This is a genomic window from Microcystis sp. M_QC_C_20170808_M9Col (genome assembly GCF_007095495.1).
Taxonomy (GTDB): Bacteria; Cyanobacteriota; Cyanobacteriia; order Cyanobacteriales; family Microcystaceae; genus Microcystis; species Microcystis aeruginosa.
In genome coordinates, this window is sequence record NZ_SFBZ01000175.1 from 1 (window position 1) to 20,124 (window position 20,124).

Annotated in this window: 21 protein-coding genes; 9 read left to right on the forward strand and 12 right to left on the reverse strand. The window is 42.3% G+C overall.

Translation table 11 applies throughout. The features are described from left to right. Positions 1–10 precede the first annotated feature (10 nt). The 3 genes from EWV68_RS10380 to EWV68_RS10390 form a co-directional block, all read right to left on the reverse strand. Positions 11–319 carry a hypothetical protein gene (locus tag EWV68_RS10380; RefSeq protein ID WP_002737657.1) on the reverse strand — a complete coding sequence of 103 codons (309 nt, stop codon included), beginning with the start codon at positions 317–319 and terminating at the stop codon, positions 11–13. A gap of 218 nt (positions 320–537) precedes the next feature. Then, on the reverse strand, positions 538–1,599 hold the full coding sequence (locus tag EWV68_RS10385; protein WP_002736873.1) for an ABC transporter permease: 1,062 nt from the start codon (positions 1,597–1,599) through the stop codon (positions 538–540). A gap of 9 nt (positions 1,600–1,608) precedes the next feature. Further along, complete coding sequence (locus EWV68_RS10390; RefSeq protein ID WP_002742074.1) at positions 1,609–2,127, reverse strand: adenine phosphoribosyltransferase; 519 nt, start codon at positions 2,125–2,127, stop codon at positions 1,609–1,611. A 98-nt stretch (positions 2,128–2,225) separates the two neighbouring features. Here EWV68_RS10390 and EWV68_RS10395 point away from each other — a divergent pair, with 98 nt between their 5' ends. Beyond that, the gene (locus tag EWV68_RS10395) at positions 2,226–2,852 is read left to right on the forward strand and encodes a DUF3038 domain-containing protein (RefSeq protein ID WP_287169729.1); all 627 of its coding nucleotides are present in this window, start codon (positions 2,226–2,228) and stop codon (positions 2,850–2,852) included. Positions 2,853–2,854: 2 nt separating this feature from the next. Next, positions 2,855–3,508, forward strand: a complete 654-nt coding sequence (locus tag EWV68_RS10400) for a DUF4335 domain-containing protein (protein WP_287169730.1) — start codon at positions 2,855–2,857, stop codon at positions 3,506–3,508. Here EWV68_RS10400 and EWV68_RS10405 read toward each other — a convergent pair. Next, entirely contained in the window at positions 3,501–3,872 is a 372-nt protein-coding gene (locus EWV68_RS10405; protein ID WP_287169731.1) for a HigA family addiction module antitoxin, read from the reverse strand. The genes EWV68_RS10400 and EWV68_RS10405 overlap by 8 nt on opposite strands. A 15-nt stretch (positions 3,873–3,887) precedes the next feature. After that, a complete protein-coding gene (locus tag EWV68_RS10410) occupies positions 3,888–4,172 on the reverse strand; it encodes a type II toxin-antitoxin system RelE/ParE family toxin (protein ID WP_002742078.1) in 285 nt (94 codons plus the stop codon). 364 nt (positions 4,173–4,536) lie between these two features. On the opposite strand from EWV68_RS10410, the gene speD reads away from it, so the two are divergent. The 3 genes from speD to EWV68_RS10425 all read left to right on the forward strand — a co-directional run bounded on the left by speD (position 4,537) and on the right by EWV68_RS10425 (position 5,900). Beyond that, positions 4,537–4,944, forward strand: coding sequence for an adenosylmethionine decarboxylase (gene speD, locus EWV68_RS10415; RefSeq protein ID WP_002795793.1), 408 nt, complete (start codon positions 4,537–4,539; stop codon positions 4,942–4,944). 59 nt (positions 4,945–5,003) lie between these two features. After that, positions 5,004–5,309, forward strand: coding sequence for a DUF6464 family protein (locus tag EWV68_RS10420; RefSeq protein WP_061433084.1), 306 nt, complete (start codon positions 5,004–5,006; stop codon positions 5,307–5,309). Positions 5,310–5,387: 78 nt separating this feature from the next. Next, a complete protein-coding gene (locus EWV68_RS10425; RefSeq protein ID WP_061433085.1) occupies positions 5,388–5,900 on the forward strand; it encodes a L,D-transpeptidase in 513 nt (170 codons plus the stop codon). Here the strand turns inward: EWV68_RS10425 and EWV68_RS10430 are convergent. The 5 genes from EWV68_RS10430 to EWV68_RS10450 all read right to left on the reverse strand — a co-directional run bounded on the left by EWV68_RS10430 (position 5,862) and on the right by EWV68_RS10450 (position 12,384). Continuing rightward, positions 5,862–6,512: a TIGR04282 family arsenosugar biosynthesis glycosyltransferase gene (locus EWV68_RS10430; RefSeq protein WP_287169732.1), complete on the reverse strand. Its 651-nt coding sequence runs from the start codon at positions 6,510–6,512 to the stop codon at positions 5,862–5,864. The two genes, EWV68_RS10425 and EWV68_RS10430, sit on opposite strands and share 39 nt — an antisense overlap. A gap of 579 nt (positions 6,513–7,091) precedes the next feature. Further along, positions 7,092–8,177 (reverse strand): Druantia anti-phage system protein DruA, encoded by a 1,086-nt coding sequence (locus tag EWV68_RS10435; RefSeq protein ID WP_287169733.1) that lies wholly within the window; start codon positions 8,175–8,177, stop codon positions 7,092–7,094. 35 nt (positions 8,178–8,212) lie between these two features. Next, positions 8,213–9,886 carry an ATP-binding protein gene (locus EWV68_RS10440; RefSeq protein WP_287169734.1) on the reverse strand — a complete coding sequence of 558 codons (1,674 nt, stop codon included), beginning with the start codon at positions 9,884–9,886 and terminating at the stop codon, positions 8,213–8,215. A 24-nt stretch (positions 9,887–9,910) separates the two neighbouring features. After that, entirely contained in the window at positions 9,911–11,143 is a 1,233-nt protein-coding gene (locus EWV68_RS10445; protein WP_287169735.1) for a DNA double-strand break repair nuclease NurA, read from the reverse strand. Between the two features lie 515 nt (positions 11,144–11,658). Then, complete coding sequence (locus EWV68_RS10450) at positions 11,659–12,384, reverse strand: GDSL-type esterase/lipase family protein (RefSeq protein WP_287169736.1); 726 nt, start codon at positions 12,382–12,384, stop codon at positions 11,659–11,661. Between the two features lie 225 nt (positions 12,385–12,609). On the opposite strand from EWV68_RS10450, the gene EWV68_RS10455 reads away from it, so the two are divergent. The 4 genes from EWV68_RS10455 (at position 12,610) to clpB (ending at position 17,757) form a co-directional block, all read left to right on the forward strand. Continuing rightward, entirely contained in the window at positions 12,610–13,503 is an 894-nt protein-coding gene (locus tag EWV68_RS10455) for a methylenetetrahydrofolate reductase (RefSeq protein ID WP_287169737.1), read from the forward strand. Between the two features lie 119 nt (positions 13,504–13,622). Next, complete coding sequence (locus EWV68_RS10460; protein ID WP_002759516.1) at positions 13,623–13,931, forward strand: hypothetical protein; 309 nt, start codon at positions 13,623–13,625, stop codon at positions 13,929–13,931. A gap of 22 nt (positions 13,932–13,953) precedes the next feature. After that, complete coding sequence (locus tag EWV68_RS10465) at positions 13,954–14,439, forward strand: GNAT family N-acetyltransferase (RefSeq protein WP_147069292.1); 486 nt, start codon at positions 13,954–13,956, stop codon at positions 14,437–14,439. Between the two features lie 657 nt (positions 14,440–15,096). Beyond that, positions 15,097–17,757, forward strand: a complete 2,661-nt coding sequence (gene clpB / locus EWV68_RS10470) for an ATP-dependent chaperone ClpB (protein WP_287169738.1) — start codon at positions 15,097–15,099, stop codon at positions 17,755–17,757. Positions 17,758–17,858: 101 nt separating this feature from the next. Here clpB and EWV68_RS10475 read toward each other — a convergent pair whose 3' ends face one another. Both EWV68_RS10475 and acsF read right to left on the reverse strand, forming a co-directional pair. Next, positions 17,859–18,389, reverse strand: a complete 531-nt coding sequence (locus tag EWV68_RS10475; protein ID WP_287169739.1) for a zinc ribbon domain-containing protein — start codon at positions 18,387–18,389, stop codon at positions 17,859–17,861. Positions 18,390–18,546: 157 nt separating this feature from the next. Continuing rightward, the gene (gene acsF, locus EWV68_RS10480) at positions 18,547–19,623 is read right to left on the reverse strand and encodes a magnesium-protoporphyrin IX monomethyl ester (oxidative) cyclase (protein ID WP_061433103.1); all 1,077 of its coding nucleotides are present in this window, start codon (positions 19,621–19,623) and stop codon (positions 18,547–18,549) included. Positions 19,624–20,124 lie beyond the last annotated feature (501 nt).

The window sequence follows — 20,124 nt, forward strand, 5'->3', positions numbered from 1 at the left end:
TTTTCATAGTTTAGAGATTAAATCCTTTTTCGTAGGCTAAAAACTGCACTTGTGGTTCCAACGGTTCACTAACTAAACCAATTCCTGCAAATCCCCATCGCTGCATCAGTCCCTTTAATTGTGTTCCTGAGAGAGTTTCCACAGAAAAATTATTGGCCAAATCCTGAGCATGGGTATTGATATAACTTAAAGCATCGTAGGATTCTTTAAACAGAAGCAGATAACTAGCTGGAGTTTCGCTTTCACCTTTTCTCAGACGCGCCACTAGATATTGTCCGTCTTGTTTTGACCTGAGTAAATAATGTGTAGTTGCTAACATAGTTTGTTAAGTAAAAAGTGAAAAGGAAAAAAGGGGTTAGGGGTTGGGGATTGGGTTTTGGTGTTTTAGGGTTTTGGGGTTTTAGGGTTTTAGTTGAAATTTCCCCCATCTCCCCATCTCCCCCCGCAACGCGCACGCAGTGGTCTCCCCATCTCCCCATCTCCCCACTGATAACTGATTACTGTTTACTGATAACTGATAAAATTTCCCCATTTCCCCTACTTTAAATCCTCCAATTTAATCCTAGGATCTACAGCTTTGAGAAGTAAATCAGCCAGGAGATTACCGATAATCAACATAGTAGCACCCATCATTAAACTGCCCATAACTAAATATAAATCTTTAGCCGTCACAGCTTGCAGAATTAAACGACCTAATCCGGGCCAGTTAAAGAAAAATTCGGCGATAAATGCCCCACTTAACAAACTGGAAAATTCAAAGCCTAAAAGAGTTATCAGAGGATTAATAGCATTGCGTAAAGCGTGGACATAGATAACTTTATTTTCTGGTAAACCTTTCGCCCTTGCGGTTTGAATATAATCCTGTCGCAGAACATCTAATAATTGTCCCCGCATCAATCTTTGTAATCCTGCAAAACTGGTAACTGTCAGGGCAATAGTTGGTAAAATCATGTGCCAAGCGATATCTAAAACTTTACCGATAGGGGAATATTCCGAATAGTTAATACTGGTCATATCACCCACCGGTAAAAGCGGCGAGACATTTTGGGCGAGAATTAGCAGTAAAAGGGCAGTGATAAAACTGGGGAAACCTTGACCAAGATAACTGATAACTCGGAAAAATTTATCGATAAATTGGTTTTGTTTGACGGCGCTGAGAATGCCCAAAGGAATCGCAATCGCCCAGGTTAAAATTATGGAAGTCAAAGACATTAATAACGTCGCTGGAATTCTCTCTAATAATAGGGAAGACACGGGACGAAAATAGGTAAAACTCAGACCAAAATTAAACTGAGTTACCACTTGCCACAACCATTTAAAATACTGGACAATCGGCGGGTCTTTTAAACCAAAAAGGGCAATATATTGTTCTTTAGTTTCCTGACTAATCTTGGGATTCAGGTCAAGCAAAGCCAGAAAACCGCCGGGGGTTAATTGGATAATAGCGAAACTCAAAGCCGAGGCCAACAACAGAGTTAATAAACCCTGGAGAACACGCTTGACAATATATAAAAAAGTTTCGCTAGTTAGGAGAGATTGTAACCCATTAGCACTCGATCGAGCGGTTTTAGCCTTGTAATTATCATCAGTCGCCGTCATAGAAAAACCCTAATAATCGATGATGGTAATAATCGGTAAATCGGGTAATTTTTCCCGACCACCGAGGTCGATTAACTCGATGATAAAGGCAAATCCTAACACCTCGCAACCAATTTTTTCTAATAAATCGGCCGTCGCTTTCGCCGTCCCTCCCGTCGCGATTAAATCATCGACAATTAAGACTTTATGATGGGATGCCACCGCGTCCTGATGAATTTCCAGGCTATCGCTTCCGTATTCCAAATCATACTCGATACTATGAACGGCGGCGGGTAATTTGCCCGGTTTCCGGACAGGAATAAATCCCGCTTCTAATTGGTATGCTAAAGGAACACCAAAGAGAAAACCCCTGGATTCCATACCGACAATGTAATCGGGGGATAAACCGTAATCGCGACACTTTGCCGTTAGGGTATCGATCGTGTAACGTAATCCTTGGGGATGATTGAGTAGGGTAGTAATATCGCGGAAGACAATACCCGGTTTGGGAAAGTCGGGAATATCGCGAATCAATGATTTCAGATCCATTCGGTTTCCGTGTCTCGTAAAATGGGGGACAGCTATCTATACAATACAATTTACAATACCCTGACTCGATCGCCCTTGTGTTTTAGTTCTCCTATATCATGACCTCTACTAGCCTAACGCCCGAATCTACAACATCAGCCCCAGAAAAACCGATTATTTTAAGTGTTTTACCCGATTTTCCGATTGCCAGTCAGCAATGCGCCCTACATCTCCAACAGCATATCGATTTAATGCTGTTAGCGTTGGAATCCTTAGAAGTAGGTGCCGGGGAGGCCCTGTTAGCCCTCTGTAAAGAACTAGGACTCGATAAAATTGTCAAAAACCGGATTATTTTCTGGCGCTTACGCTGTACTAATCCGTGGCGAATTTCCTACACCCTCGACCGTCTCACCCTTGACCAAGCAAAAGCTTTAGTTATCATTGCCAGTTATCGGGCCAAACCCCTAGCTATATCCATCCGACAATTACTGTTAGCGCGGCAACAGATGGAATCAAAGGGTTTACCCGTGGATAATAATTTTCTTTTATCAGAATACTTAGAACGATTTCGCTCCAATTTTCGCAGTCGCATGAACCCCCGCCGGGCCAAAGTATCGGTTTATCTAGCCGATGAAAATGCTTTAAATGAACTGGCTTTATCCCTCCTCGATCAGTTATTATTTTGTACTGGTACGACGGGAATGCAGCGGTTTTGGATTAGTTTATTTGATGGGGAGATCGTGTAAAAATGAGAAGACAGTATAGCCTGCCCAATTGTACCCTGATTCTCGATGGTTTCGGCGATGATTTCGCCCCAGCTAATCCCGGGGATAGCCGACCTTTGCTCTCAATTTTGACTAACGTAGAATGTCGGTTAATCGGGGCCAATAAAGTCCTGCAAGGTGGTCGGGTTTTCTTGGAAAATTTGGTACAAGCGGTCAGTCAGTATGCCCAAGAATTTTTGAGTGGTGTTCGTCATCCCCAAGACCCCGTACAGGAACCAGATCATGTGTACCTAGAAAAGATTGACCATAATCTCCATCGTCTGGTCTGGTATCCATCAACGGACTTGAATATCCCGGAAAGTCCGGTCAAGATAGAAATCAGTACCGTGCAGTTATTCGATTTAATAGAAGCGATTGACCAATTTTTTGCCGATACTCGCACTTTACCTGACCTAACCCTGAAATTACAGCCAGTTTCCCGTCGCTACCATAAGGTCAATGAATCGGTGGCCGGTCGAACAGTACCTTTTTTGGCGGGATTAGGCAGTCTTGTCGCTTGCGCCCTACTTTTCTATCTTTTACCCGTCCCCCAAGTCCGTAAACCCGAAAATCCCCCTATTCCTGCCGCTTCTCCCAGTCCCACCGTCCCCACTAATCCTGTCCCCCCTCCTAGATAAAATTAGGACCCTCAGCCACATCTGCAAATGGAGTAATAGGAATTTGGTTATAAACTTCGGCATTCTTTGCCTGAGCTTGGCGGAGATCGTAGTCTGTTTGAAGATTCAGCCAAAACTGAGGACTGTTACCAAAATATCGTGACAGACGCAAAGCTGTGTCGGCAGTGATACCACGCTTACCCGCTAAAATCTCACCGATACGAGTTTGAGCTACGCTTAAATCTTTACTCAGTCTGTAGGGGGTAATATTGAGCGGTTCCAGAAAATCTAACTTGAGGATTTCACCGGGATGGATATTTGGCAAACGGTGGAACTGAGCTTTTACATTGAGCCTGTCGAAATGTGTCGAAGTGTTGCTGTTCATTGCATTTAGCTAATTTTAGTGGTAGTCCACTATCTCTACCTGATCAGCATTGCCTTCATCAGTCCAAATGAAGCAAATTCTCCATTGGTCATTAATACGGATGCTGTACTGGCCCTGACGATCGCCCTGCAACTTCTCCAACCGATTACCCGGTGGGACACGCAGATCATTGATCGATAACGCCGCTGCAAGGATTAGCAGTTTTCGTAGAGCGACCGATTGAATATCAGGGGGATAGTGACGAGACTGAAACCCCTCGAAAATGAGCTTAGTCTCTTCGGACTTGAAATTGATGATCATATGATAACTGTCACTTTGATAACTGTCACTTTGATAACTGATTAACTGATGATCAAATCCTAACGCCTAACGATACTATTGTCAAGCAGAAGTAAGCACCACACCCCACACCCCACACCCCACACCCTACACCCTACACCCCACACCCCACACCCCACACCCCACACCCCACACCCCACACCCCACACCCCACACCCCACACCCCACACCCCACATCCCACACCCCACACCCCACACCCTGCTCTGTCTCAGCTTTTTAGGGAAAGTACCCGAGAAAAACCTGATTTTTTTTTCACAAGTTAGAAAAATTGTGTTATACTGGTAAATCTGTGAAGGTTTTTCGATAGGGAGTATTGAAAAAAAAATGACCAAACTGGGAACCCATTTGATTGTCGATGCTTGGCAAGTACCTGCTGACCTCCTCAACGATCCCGAGCGCATTCGTCGCGCTATCCTCGATGGAATTACGGCAGGAGAAGCAACGCTGATCGATTTGTGTGTCCACCAGTTCAGTCCCCACGGAGTTACCGCGACGGCGACTTTAGCTGAATCTCATATCGCGATCCACACCTGGCCTGAACACGGCTATTTCGCCGCCGATTTATTCTTCTGTGGTGCGGGTAAACCCGTGGTTGCCATGGAAATTTTGACCAAATCCCTGCAAGCAGGTGAGATTAAAGTGCGGGAACTAACCAGAGGATTCCCCAGTACTGCGGGAGTTTATGAAAGCAAAAAGGAAGAACCCCTTAAGTCTTCCCTGGTTATGGCCTAATTTCTAGCGCCGGCCTCGATAATAAGTTAGCAGCGCTGGCAATCGCCCAAACTGAAATCGTGATCAGGATAACCTTTGTTTTTATCCTCGCCCTCTTTCCCTCTCTCGTTAGTCTCTGGTTGATTAACCGATCCCAACAGAGATTACGTAACCGTTTGAGGTGGATTCGCTATCGTCACGAATACAGCACGGTGATGGCCAGTGATTTTTTGTCAATCCCTGTAGGGACAGAAAATAAACTGGCATTTATCGGTGATCTTAGTTGTCGTTTTAATGCATATTCCCCCCATTTGCGTTGTGCGGTTAATCCCACCGGTCCCTGTGAAGGTTGTCGGCAGTACGAAGCTAAAACCGGCACAGTGTAGGGGGTTTGAGCTTCCAAACAGTTCCCTATTTGCTATCCTTAAAAATTATCGCTATCGCAATTGAGGAGTGTGGGAATAATGGCGTTCAAACGAAATTTGACCCTCTTAATCATCGGATTAGGATTAACTTGTTTACCCCTATATCCGGCCCAAGCTAACCAAATCGGCACTGTCACCCCGAATACGGCGGCCAATCAAACTCTCGCTACCCATCTGGTCCTGAAACTGAAAGAGAGAAAAGTTTACGTTTATCAAGATAAGCAAGTTTTAGCGCAATTTACCGTCGCCGTCGGCAAAAAAGGCTGGGAAACCCCCACAGGTAAATTTGAGGTGCGGGAATTAGTTCGCAATCCTGTCTGGAAAAGTCCCTGGACGGGAAAAGTCAGCACCCCCGGTCCCAATAGTCCCCTAGGGGAAAGATGGATCGGTTTTTGGAGTGACGGCAAAAATTCCATCGGTTTTCACGGCACCCCCGCGGAAAATTCCCTCGGTAGCGCCGCTTCCCATGGTTGTGTGCGGATGCGGAATCGGGATGTGAAAGTGTTGTTTGATTTAGTCCGCATGGGAACCCCCGTCATCGTTCAACCTTAATTCCGGCAGGTATTTTTTTAAGATGGGCAGGTCTTCCGGACGATCAATATCGGCTAATTTAGGCAGATAAGCGGTTTTTAAAGCCAGTTTAGCGGCGATTGTCTGAGTTTTTGCCAAGACTTCCCCCGTCCCCCAGGGAATACCGTCAAAAAGCTCTGGAAAGACCTGTTTTAAAGCAATTAGGTAGTATCCTCCATCTAACGCCGGCCCTAAAACCATATCGTGGGTTTTTAGGGCTTCAAAGGCTGCTAAAATCTCTTTTTCCCCGATTTCTGGACAATCTGTGCCAATAATAGCGATCGCTGTCATCCCTTGAGCAAAACCATCGGCAAAGGCATTTTGCATCTTTTCTCCTAAGTCTTTTCCCCGTTGAGAATGATAGGAATAATGCACACCTAACCAAGTACGCATTTTTTCCTCGCTGCCGCCATGGTAGTAAATGATCAGAGAGAGAAAACTCCTCAAACCCGCTAATTTACTGAGAGTATATTCGGCCAGTTTGCGGTGTAATTCTTCGGCTCCCTTGGCTGCCAAGGCCGGAATCATACGGGTTTTTACTTTCCCCAATTCTGGGTAACGGGTAAAAATAATCAGTTGTTGTCTCCAGTCCACGAGTGATTGCGACGATGATATTCATTAAGTAGGGAGGCAAAATTATTTGTAGGATGGGTTAGCGGTAGCGTAACCCATGCAGGCGTTGGGTTTCATGCTTCAACCCAACCTACGTTCATCTTATATTTAATTCCACCCACCCACTTATTAGTTTTAGCCTACTGTCGATAGGAGGCAGGAAAGCTAATAAAACAGGCTTTATTGGCTTAGTATAGATTATTTTAGTTGGTTATTTAATTCTGTGTTGGGTTTCGTTCCTCAATCCAACCTACAAAAGCGGCGATCGCTTTATTGAGTCGAAACCTTTTTCCTAGCGGCATTTCAGACTTTTTCAGCCAACCCTGATCCTACAGGAAAACGGTGACTATCACAAGATTAAAGCACATATAAGCTATTATCTCTAGAGTTATCGAACCGAGTCAGTATTGTCAAATGCTCGGTCGATTCAGGGCGAACATTCCCCGCACCATCTGGTGTCGCAGTCGGGGTCAAATCGAAGGCAACGCCGCTTTGTTACCCGAAGAAATCAAATCCCACCCGTTTACCTTGCATCGAGACACCAGAAGTCTTTACGGACATTTAAACGATGATATCAGGAGGGCATTGCAGATGAGTTTTTAATATATCTAGCCTAGGAGTAATCCACCTATCATGCCAATATCTTACCAAGTCTCTCTGAGTAAATTTTCGCCATACTACTCGATTTGTATCTCCCAACAAATATTCCTTCCAGTTTTCAGCTAAAGGACAACGATAGTATCCTCTTTGCCAACCAATACTAAGCATATCTTCGGACAAGCCCAGTTCCCTTAAACCTCTTTTTAAAATACGCATTTTCCAATTTGGTCCCTCGCCAAATCGATAAGTTTCAAAAACTTCTTCTGGCACAACTTGCTTAATTAGTTCCCAGCTACCATTCGCTGTTATATGAAGATGGCTCTGTCCTTTCGTATAATTTACAAAATCCCAGTTGAGTAAACGATTATAAATTGCTGACTTACCAAATGCTCCTAAAGTATCGATATAGATAAGATAAGGTTTCTTATTTACCCCAGTAATGATAGAAGGACTATTTTTATATTTTTGATAAAAGTCTTCCCTAACTTTTGGAAACATTAAAGTAAGAGCAACTAATTTTGCTCCAAGCAGTTGATTATAAGGAGGAATTGCTCCTAAAATATATGCAGTCATACAATTGTACAGTCGCTGCATTTTTTGATCTTTAGTCCAGCCAATAGAATCGCTATCTCTAACACCTAAACCAATAACAGGATCGCAAAGACCAACAATTCCAATCAACTTATCATTTTGTCGATCAAATACAAAGTATCGAATGCGTCTCCCGTAACCAACTGTAACAGGTATAGACCAATAAGTTGTGGCATATGACCAAAGTTGTTGATGATCTTCTTTAGATTCAACCATAACGAGATAAGGATTAATTTTAGATATATCAATATCTGATGGTTGTGCTATATACTTCTCAACTTCACTTTTATGTTTTTGTCCTTTCAGATTTGTCCTTTCAGCTAACTTTCTTTGAATTTTTCTAAAATCATCATCATTATCAACAAGTATTTTATGCTGGTTTTCGTCCCATGTAATTCCATAAAATTCTAGGTTTTCAATTATTTTTTGTTTGATAATTTCTTTTTGTTTATCCATGTTCATTTTCTCTTGAATATCATAAACTCTCATCCTTAATTTCTATTGTTGGTGAATTTAGATTCAGGATAAACCTTTTTCTCAACAAGTTTCTCAAATTCAGTCACTCGAACGGGAAGTGCAAAAGCCTGATCAGATGAAACCATATAGAGATTACCTGCAATTGTTTCTCGTTGAATAAAATTAGCAATTACTCCCTCATAATTTATATTAGACTTTACCAGAGCTTTAATGTCATCAGAATTGCCCATGTGAAAAGCAAAAAAGTTTTCTGCTTGTGTTCTAATTTCATCAGAAATAGCAGAAGGGCGTTGTGTGACAGCAACTAATCCTAATCCAAATTTACGCCCTTCTTTTGCTACTCTTACAAATGGATTAGCGTTAGATTTGACAAACTCTTGAGACAATACATTTTGAGCTTCTTCAACAAAAACAACCGCATTTACAACTTCTTCTGGTTTATCTGAAGTGAATTTTTCTTTATTACTTTCAAATAATTTACGAACTAGAATGGTTGAAATAATGCTGGCATCCATGTTATCTTTTAAGGATAAATCGATAATAACAGTTTTTCCTTGTTTCAAACATTTAAATACATTCTCTATTAGATTTGATGAGCTAGAATGTAACGAACCTTCGTCAATTAAATGACGAATCCTTTTTCGTATTGCCATAATTGTTTTTCTGGCAGAAAAATCTTCTTTTGTATTACCCTTATTATCTTTTTTTTGTTCACCAAAAAAATCAGAAAAATCTCGATAAAGATTGCTTGGATTATCCGCATATTCATCAATTTTTTCAATAAAGTTTGACACACCTTCTTCATCAAGATATAAAAGAAAAGATTTCATTACTTCAGAGAATCCAGCCCCGAAATTCAATATATCATCCACTGCTAAGTGTTTGTGCATATTAAGCGATACTTTTCCTCCAAAAATGAATCTATTCTCAGTTTTGTAAATCTCTGGTAATTTCTTGTCTGTATAGACTACAACATTATCCTTAATTGAATTCTCATTAATATCTCCCAGTCCATAGGTTGCAGTACCCCGCAAGAAATATTCACCATTCAAGTCAAAAATTAACTTTCCGTATGAAGTATCGCGCGTCATATGATAGAGAAGTACCTTGACAAGATTTGTTTTTCCGAAACCTGATTGAGCAAATACCATTGTGCGTTTGTTTCGCAATTTATCAATTTTAAAAAGGATTGGTCCCTTTTCTTGAAAAACTGTTTCTCCTACACAAAGATAGCCAATTTCAGCACCATTTTCATTAGTTTTATTGAGAATTGAATCTATTTCACGCTTATTTAGATGTCTGGCAATGTAAGAAACTGTTGGTAGTTTTCTTACAGCAGTTGTAAACAAAATACTAGAACCACTATCTGTGAATGTTCCTAAAATACGAACTTTGTAGGTGTAGCTGAACATTTTTTGTTTATCTCTTTCTGAAAGTTCTCTTTCTGCAATTCGAGCATAATGCACAGCAATCAAAGTTTTATCTTGCGATTTGAAAATAGGATCTTCATCGTAAATTTCAGCTTCAACTCTTGCCAAATATTTTGTATTGCCTTCATCTTTTGGGGTCAACACAATAAAATCACCAGTTTGCGGACTAGCCTTGGCATCTTCATAGGAAGAGTATATCAGCAGTGCATCTTCAGTTGTTTTTTGTCCGTATAAAACCCCAAAATCTACTTTCGTCATAATTGTAGTTACTCCCAAAACTAACTAAAATCTGTTGTGTATATCTAGGAAAAGATTTTCAATATCGACGTTATCCATCCTCTGATCTCTATAAAGAGAATACTTAAGACGAGCAATGATTTCTTCCTTAAAATTCCTTTTTAAGGAAACAAAATTATGAACTTCACATAAAGGATAAGGATATCCAAGAATATAATGTTCTTGCGTAAGTCTGGTTAATTCTTTGAATATAATATCTAGGTCATATTTATCTCTAGTAAGAGTACCTGTTTTAATTTCTGGAATTGCATCAAATATGTTAACATCTACTATGAGCCAATCATAGTTTTGTAACTTTTCTACATAATCTAACCTAGCTGCCATGAATAACCCAAAGCCTCGTCCTCCCTTAATTGATTTTTTAATAAACATATCTCCCTGATATGCTGCTTTAAGAACCGCATCAGGAACTTCAAACCAACAGCAAAGCTTTTTACGCTTTGGGTCTTTTTCGACAAAAGGATACTCATATTTAAGCTGATCTTGTAGATAATTATCAATTTGCTTGAACGTATAAGCTAGTTCCATTTTAACAGGAGATTGCTTAGTTATAGCAACCACTTTTACTCCTTTGCTATTAGCATATTCCCCCAAGTTGACTAAGTAAGATTGTTTGATTTGTAAGGGGCGCAATGTACCATCTCGTAAAATAAAATCTCCATCTTTAGTTTCTGGAAGATCAATTATTTCTAGAATTAGTCCGATTTCTAAAACTTCTTGACAAAAACCAAGTAGTGTTGATAAATTTGCACAAACTTGTTCTTTTTTATATGCAAAAACTGTCTCTGGAGTATCTCCTAAAAATTTGAGCAGACTTTTTATTGGCTCTAAATTAAGAAACTCATCATAAATATAATTTAGGTGATCTGGATGCGTAATAAGAATATTTTGTGGATAATATGCTTTTCCAAGTATCACTGGATCATCTAATAAGTTTACTCTAATCTGCCGACCTTGGTGAAAGCAGATATAACCAGCCGCATAAATAGCAATACATAAACCGTTGTAAAATTGTTCACTATTATAGCTGCCATCTATTGCATAAAACCTTCTATCACTATGATCAATTTGATCAAAGGAAATGATTTCAAAAATTTGAGGGGTTTCCATATTTTCCTCATTTCCAATCACAGGAATATTATAATTTTTGTTACTTCTTGTGTTGATATGTTTAGCAACCAACTCAATGGCACTATCAGGAATTTCTTTTCTAGACATATTTGACTTTTAACGCTATCTTTCCCTATCCTAGCTTGCAATATATCGATAATACAAGTACTGGCCCTCGAAAATCAGGAAATTTACTGGAAAGTCGAGAGGTATTTTCGGATAGGCCCGCCAAACGTCGGCATTTTTGCCGCAATTGCCGTCATTTTGGTGATAATCCCTATCTTGCCTGTGCAGCTCATGTTACGCTACCCCTAACCCATCCTACAAATAATTAGACATCTCCAAAAATTATAACTCAGTCACAGCCTGCTTTTGATTTATGTACTAACTAAACAGTTCGATGGCTGGAATGTATATCTATCGTTGCTAATTCAATTTTACTGAAAAAATATGAGGCAATTAAAATAATTTTTATTCGGATAGATTCCTTAACTAGAAAGACTTTTAGTCTTGAGATAATATTAGGTCGAGGTCTATTGGGTTGTCTCGACGGAAGAGGAAGAAGTGAACTTGTTGAACCAAGAATCTAGCGTCAATGTCAAACAAACTGAGAACAGAGGACATCACTTTTCTGCAATTCCTGTGAACGGTTGAATAAAACCATCCACACCGACAAAGGAGGTGAGGGGCGACCAGTTTAAAATATCCTCTAAAATTGATTGATAGCCCTGGACATTGGGATGAAGTCCATCTTGCATTAATCTTTCTTGACACCACAGATCACCCCGGTCCATCCAGAGATCAAATAAATCGAGATAGGGAATATTTTGCTCTAGACAAGCTTGTTTAGTGGTTTCCTTAAAACGATACTGATCGCGATGGTTGAAGTAAAAACAATCTAAAAAGGGCATTTTCCGCTCATCCACGGGAATCATACCTATAAACAAAACCGGGCAAAGAGAACGGGCCCGGCCGAGTAAATGTTCGATTTGAGTTTGAAAAAGATCGTGATCGGTATAAGTGCGACCATCGGGCCGGCCTAAACGGGCTGTATCATTAACACCGACGGAAAGAAGAATCAGGTCAGGAAGACGATTGCGAATTTCCCCCCTGAGACGAAATTCCTGTTCTAAACGTTCGGACACTTGTACCACTCGATCGCCGCGAATACCCAAATTATACAGGGTATGACCGGCACTTTCCATCCACAAACGACGTAGGCGCTCGGCCCAACCGCCACCCACGGGGTCGCCATAGCCATACACAAGGCTATCTCCTAAAGCGACGATTTTAAGGGGATGGGTCATGATTGCGTCTTTGTCTTTAGTAGGAGGAGGAAGAGTTTGCATGATCGCTCGATCGAATCGGTTGTCCTTTACACTTGTAAACGGATTTGGTTAAACTGTCCGTGTATTATACTACATTAAAAAATTTTTCCTGCCAGTTAACTTATCTGATATCAGCCAGGTGCTGACACCGACCAGTATAAAGCAGCCCGATGATCATTGCTTCCCTAAGAGCCATTTCCGGGCTAAATCTGCTATAAAATTTATGGTTAAAACCTAGATAAATTGATGACTACTCGTTTACAACGCGCGGTTCAAGACCGAGAATTTTTGATTACAGCCGAGATTACTCCCCCGAAAGGGGGTAATACCAGTCATATGCTAGAAATGGCCCTCTGGCTAAAAAATCGCGTTCATGCGGCTAATATTACCGATGGCAGTCGCGCCGTAGTGCGAATGTCCTCTCTGGCTGCCTCCGCTATTCTCTATCAACACGACATCGAACCCATCTGTCAAATAGCCTGTCGCGATCGCAATGTGATCGGATTACAAGCAGATCTCATGGGCGCTCATGCTTTGGGATTGAGAAATATACTAGCTTTAACTGGAGATCCCGTCAAAGCAGGAGATCACCCCAAAGCTAGGGCAGTTTTTGACCTAGAATCGGTACGTTTGTTAAAATTAATCGATAAATTAAATAAAGGTTTCGACTTTAACGATAAATCTTTACCCGATGGACCCTTAGAACTTTTTGCCGGGGCTGCCGTCGATGTGCAGTCAAAAAGTTGGTCCGGTCTTCAACGCCGTTTTGAGCGTAAAATCGAAGCAGGAGCGCAGTTTTTTCAAAGTCAATTAGTTACGGATTTCGAGTGCCTTGATAAGTTCATGCAGCAGGTGGCCTCCCTCGCCGATAAACCGGTTCTAGCGGGGATTTTTCTGTTAAAATCAGCTAAAAATGCCGTATTTTTAAATAAAAATGTGCCGGGGGTACAAATTCCCGACCAGATCATTCAAAGACTCGCCGATGCAGCCCATCCCCTCGAAGAAGGCATCAAAATCGCCGCCGAACAAATAAAATTAGCCCAGCAGTTATGTCAAGGTGTCCACATCATGGCGATTAAACGGGAGGATCTAGTCCCAAAAATTCTCGACGTGGCCGGTATCCCGCCAATACATAACTGAGATGAAAAGTCAATAGTTTTTATAAAAAATTAACTTTCATTTTGACTAGCGGTCTTTTGACAAGAATTCTACCCCTAACCTAGGATGGTAAGGCTCAAAGCATCTTCGGGGTTAAAAGCATGGATTCCAATCTAGGTCAAGAAAAAGAGAATAGTTGTGGTAATTCTGGGCGAAAATGGTTGTCTATCGGTATTGCTCCCACTGGTATAATTTCTATTGGCATTGTTCCCATGGGCGTTATTTCCATCGGTATTGTTCCTATGGGAATAGTTTCCATTGGAACCGTGGCCATGGGGACAATTGCGGCCGGTTTTGTTTCCATGGGACTTTTCAGTATTGGTAGCGTTGGGATGGGATTAAATAACGGCCATTTTTCCAATCTTAATTCTCCCCCTGCTGAATCTCCCCATAAACATCATCAGCATTAAAATCAAGATTTGACTAGCAATCATGAATTATTCCATCCGTGCTGCCGTTGCTACCGATGTCAAGGCTATTTTTGACTTAATTGTTGCCTTAGCAGCCTATCAAGAACTCAGCCATTTAATGACAGGAAATAGTCAAGCTTTAGGGGAGCATTTATTCGGAGAAAAACCCTACATCGAAGCATTGGTGGCGGAAGTAGAGGGTAAAATAGTCGGTTTTGCCCTATTTTTTGCTAACTATTCCACCTTTATAACTAAACCGGGGATTTACCTAGAAGATATCTTCGTTTTACCCGATTATCGTAGTCAAGGTATCGGGAAAGCTTTACTAATGGCTGTGGCTAAAATTGCCGTCGCTAGGGATGCAGGACTTTTAGAATGGACTGTCTTAGAGTGGAATCAACTGGCGATCGATTTTTATGGAAAAATGGGGGCTAAGGTCTTCAAAGAGTGGCAAATTTGTCGTCTCACCGGGACTGCTTTAACCGAATTGGGTAATAGCGATAAATAAGTCAGACCCGATGCAACAAGTTACACCGTCAAGCATGAAAATATTCTGATCCTAAATCCGGTTATTAAAAACTGATTATTTATTCCCCCTTTTGCAGGAGTTTCTTTCCTGATATGTGGCCTAGACTCAACGGATGGCCGTATTACTTCAGATCTGATTACTCAATCCAAGCTTTTGGGGGGTAGAACCCCCCAAACCCCCCGTTGGGGGCGTGGCGCCGCCCCCAAACCCCCCGCGCATTAGTTTTTCGGTGGGATGCTTACACGCAGCCGCTGACGCATCTGTAATAATTTGAGAGTCACTTCACTCGCAGGAGTGCCTCTCCTGATATGTAGCCTATACTCAACGGATTTAGTATGATTGACGAATTTGCCTTATTTCAGCTTCTATTTTCAAGTCAGGAGATAGGAGTCAGGAGATAGGAGATAGGAGATAGGAGATAGGAGATAGGAGATAGGAGATAGGAGATAGGAGACTTTTTTATTTATTCTCCCCACACCCCACACCCTACACCCTACACCCTACACCCCACACCCTACACCCCACACCCCACACCCTCTTTCAAGTCAGACCCTTTGTCGAGCCTGGAACTTTGTGATCGATCGAGACTCCTTGCTATACTATACCTCTGACACTGGCTTTCCTCATTGGTGCAGAATGCAACCCACAGACTCGAATAAATTTACCGAACAAGCTTGGGATTCGATCGTTAAATCGCAAGAAATTGCGCGACGCTTTAAAAATCAGACCTTAGAGGTGGAACACGTTATTATTGCCCTCCTAGAGCAGAATAACGGTCTAGCCACCCGGATTTTACAAAAAGCTAATATAGAAATTCCCCGACTGCAACAACAGCTAGAAGTCTTCACCAACCGACAGCCGAAAGTGGCCATCGTCGATCAATTATACCTAGGTCGTGGTCTCGATCTGCTGCTCGATCGAGCGGAAGCATCCCGGGAAAGTTGGCAAGATAAATTTATCTCCGTCGAACATCTTCTCGTCGGTTTTGCCGAAGATGAAAGGGTTGGCCGGAAATGTTTACGCACTTTCAATCTTGACCCCCAAGATTTAGAATTAGCCATCAAAGCTATTCGCGGTACTCAAAAGGTTACTGAACCCAATCAAGAGGAAAAATACGAAGCTTTAGATAAATATGGCCGGGATTTAACAGCAGCGGCCAAAGAAGGCAAATTAGACCCGGTTATCGGTCGTGATGAAGAAATTCGACGGGTGGTACAAGTCCTCTCGCGACGGTCGAAAAATAACCCGGTTTTAATCGGTGAACCGGGAGTAGGAAAAACCGCTATTGCTGAAGGATTGGCCCAAAGGATTGTTAACGGAGATGTTCCCGAATCTTTGAAAAATCGTCAGTTAATTTCCCTCGATATGGGAAGTTTAATCGCTGGGGCAAAATATCGAGGCGAATTTGAGGAAAGATTGCGGTCAGTCATGAAAGAAGTTACCCAATCAGAAGGGCGAATTATTCTCTTTATTGATGAACTACATACCGTCGTCGGTGCGGGTTCTAGGGAAGGGGGATCGATGGATGCGGGCAACCTATTAAAACCTATGTTAGCCCGGGGAGAATTGCGCTGTATTGGGGCGACAACTTTAGATGAATATCGCAATCATATTGAAAAAGACCCCCCTTTAGAAAGACGTTTTCAACAGGTTTATATTAAGGAACCTTCCGTGGAGGATACTATCTCAATTCTCCGGGGTTTAAAAGAACGTTATGAGGTGCATCATGGGGTGACAATTACCGATTCGGCCCTAGTGGCAGCAGCTACCTTATCCCATCGTTATATTAGCGATCGCTTTTTACCGGATAAAGCGATCGATTTAGTCGATGAAGCGGCGGCCAAATTAGAGGTAGAAAGTACCACTAAACCCGCCGATTTGGAAATGATAGATCGTCGCTTAATGCAGTTACAAATGGAAAAATTCTCCTTAGAAAAAGAGGAGAAAAAAGATCGAGCTTTTCAAGATCGTTTAGAAAGAATTATCGAAGAAATTGAGGAATTAGAAAGTAAACAAAAGCCCCTCGCTGACCAATGGCAAACGGAAAAACATATCGCCGAGGAAATTAAATTATTGCGAGAGGAAGAGGAACAATTGCGCCTACAGGTGGAACAGGCGGAACGAGCTTATGATCTCAATAAAGCGGCCCAATTAAAGTATGGCAAACTAGAAATTTTACAAGGGGAATTAGAAGTAAAAGAAAAAGAACTAGAAACGATTCAAGCGGCAGGTTCGACCCTGTTAAGACAACAGGTAACTGATGCCGATATTGCCGAAATAGTCGCCCGTTGGACGGGAATTCCCGTCAATCGTTTAATGGAATCGGAACGACAAAAATTATTAGAATTAGAGTCTCATTTACAGAAAAAAGTTGTCGGACAAAATGAAGCGGTCACGGCAGTAGCAGCGGCGATTCGACGAGCGCGCGCGGGAATGAAAGATCCCTCCCGTCCGATTGGTTCATTCCTATTTATGGGACCCACAGGAGTGGGTAAAACCGAGTTAGCGCGGGCCTTAGCGGGGTTACTGTTCGACTCCGAGGAAGCCATGGTTCGCATCGATATGTCGGAATACATGGAAAAACACGCGGTTTCGCGGTTAATCGGCGCGCCTCCGGGTTATGTGGGTTACGAGGAAGGGGGACAACTATCGGAAGCGGTGCGTCGTCGTCCCTATTCTGTGGTTTTATTGGATGAAGTGGAGAAAGCCCATCGCGATGTTTTTAACATTTTATTACAAGTGCTTGACGATGGGCGCATTACTGACTCTCAGGGGCGCGTGGTGGATTTTCGGAATACGATTATCGTCATGACCAGTAATATTGGCAGTGACCATATTTTAAATGTTTCCGAAGATGCCGATTATGAGGAGATGCGGAAACGGGTTTTAACAGCTTTGCGGAGTCATTTTCGTCCCGAATTTTTGAATCGTATCGACGATTTAATTATTTTCCATACCCTCAAAAAAGAAGAATTGCGTTACATTGTTCGTCTGCAATTACAGCGTCTGGAAAGATTATTAGCAGAACAAAAAATCAATCTAGAATTAACTGCGGCAGCAGAAGATCATATCGTTACTGTTGGTTACGATCCTACCTACGGTGCGCGGCCTTTAAAACGCGCTATCCAACGGGAGTTAGAGAATCCTTTAGCCACAAAAATTCTCGAACAAGCTTTTATGGAAGGGGATACGGTGGTGATTGATTGTCTGGATGAAGTGTTAAGTTTTAGCAAAAAGGAGCTAGAAAAGGAAGAGCAAACATTAGAATTAGCTGTGGTTAACCTCAGTTCGGATTAAACCCAGACAGGGGATATATTCCCCCTCTGCGGGTCAATTCAGCCAATATAAACAAAATTTTGCCCCAAAAGGCCTGGTGAATCTAGCTAAACAGGTTTTGCCTATTGCTGTAACTGATGACCACAGCTACTACAAAAGCGATCGGTTGCCGCTACTTTTGCCCCGCATTGACGACAAAATCGGACTTTGCTGACGGTTTTTGCGTCTCCCATACTCATTTTCATCTCTCCCATCTCCATTTCCATGGGGGCAAAATTCATCGACATATTGCCCATTTTCATCGGTTGCATCGGTTGCATCGGTTGCATTGGTTGCATCGGTGAGGAGGAGAAACTGGTAGTAGTGGTCGATTGAGAGGACTGAGAAACTCCAGAGGTATGAGGAGAGGAAAAACCGATACTGCTTCCTTGAATTTGGATTCTGTGGGGTCCGGTTTCAGTGATAATTTCAATAATTGCCCCTTGGGGAATTATCTCTATTTGGGGTTCTTTTGTCCAAACTCCCGTGGCAAAACTACTGCTAGACTGCTGTTGTTGTCCCACAGCACCACTAGCGAGGGTTACAATCGTCTGCGGCCCTTGATTATCGAGATAGAGACGTTGTCCTGTGGGTAATTCACTATAAATAGCCATATTTTTGACCGTGAAAAGTAAAAAGTAAAAACCTAGTTAACACCCCTGGGATCCAGTCTAGCGAGGATAGAAATATCAGAGGATTTTCTTAAGAATTTTATCGACAAAAAAAGGGTGGTTTTACCCACCCTCACCATGTCTCAAGAAAACAAACTTTTTAACGGACGCTACCGGCTAATTTATCGACCCGAATCGGTTTCATCAGGTACAATTTGAGGAATTGCCAAGCGTTAGAGGCGAAGATAGGCAATTTCTTCAGGAATTTAACCAGTGCGGGACTGTTTTCGCTATCGATCGCCCGTAATCCCTCGTTATTGCGAACACAAATCTCTAGGCGATCATAAAATTCAGGACTATCCACATCGAGAATAATCGGGAAGACGCGGCCGGCGGTTTCATTGGTCTTCTCGATCACATACTTATCGTACTCGCGAGCGTCCAAACCGAGAATGGCGTAGAAACCGGAGCGCTGAGTATCATTGAGGTACATCGTAGCGAAGACCGAAAGCAGGAAGAAACGACACCAGAGACGAGCGCGCCAATCATTAAGAATATCAGGCTGCGCACGCATGAGCGCATCGAAGAAGTCCCCGTGACGGTTTTCGTCTTGACACCAATTCTCAAAGAAGTTAAAAATCGGATAAACCCGATCTTCGGGATGTTGTTCGAGATGACGATAAATGGTGATATAGCGCCAGTAGCCGATTTTTTCGGAAAGATAGGTGGCGTAGAAGATAAATTTCGGTTTAAAGAAGGTGTAGTTACGGCTTTTGGTTAAAAATCCCAAGTCAAGGGAGAGGTTAAAATCCGATAAAGCCTTATTAAGGAACCCAGCGTGACGCGCTTCGTCCCGGGACATGAGGTTAAAGCATTCCGCGAGAACGGGATTTCTGTTTTTTAAACGTCTGCCGAGTTCTTTGTAGAGAAGAAAGCCGGAAAATTCGGCCGTGCAGGATCTTTCCAGAAATTCCACGAATAAACGGCGAGTTTCGCCATCAATGTGATCCCAAGAGCGCTCGAATTCTTGATTGCGAACGAAGTGATGCCGGTTATAATCGGTACGGAATTCCTCTAAAATCGCTTTCAGTTCTTCCTCGTTAGCGGCGATCGACATTTCCGCCATCGCTTCAAAATCAGTGGTGTAGAAGCGGGGAGTGAGGATCGTTTCTTTAGCGGGAACTTTTATACCCGGACGGATTTCCTCGAATTCTGGTTTTTGGATCGTGCTGACCATAGGGATTATTGGTTTTACTCTGGGATGATGATTGAGACGAGTAAAGGCTCTGAGATGATAATGACCAGCCGTGAAAAAACGGCTAGGATTCACTATAGCAAGCTCTCAGCCCTAGACTCTCTTCCTGTTCATTAAAAGTTACAACTCTTAATTAAGCTGTGTGAACAAACGCGGCTTTTTCGCTCCCAGTCTTGACAAATGTTCGGAGAGGTGGGGTGTGGGGTTTGTTCAGTGATCGGTAAACAGTCATCAGTAATCGGTGAACTGAGAAACCGTTTGTAAATTAATGTAAAAAGCTCGCCAAGTCAAGGTTTTGGCGATTTATAGAGCAAATGAACTAAAAACTCAGGATCTTTGTCAAGTAAGGACTTTGGCGATTTAAATCCCACATTCCGCACCCTAAGTGTCACAACGTCTCGAAAGAGGAAGGAGCGTGAGTCAAAATACTTATCTAGAGGAGTGAGTTGGCGGCAAGCTGCCGGCAACTAAGTCGAAAAATTC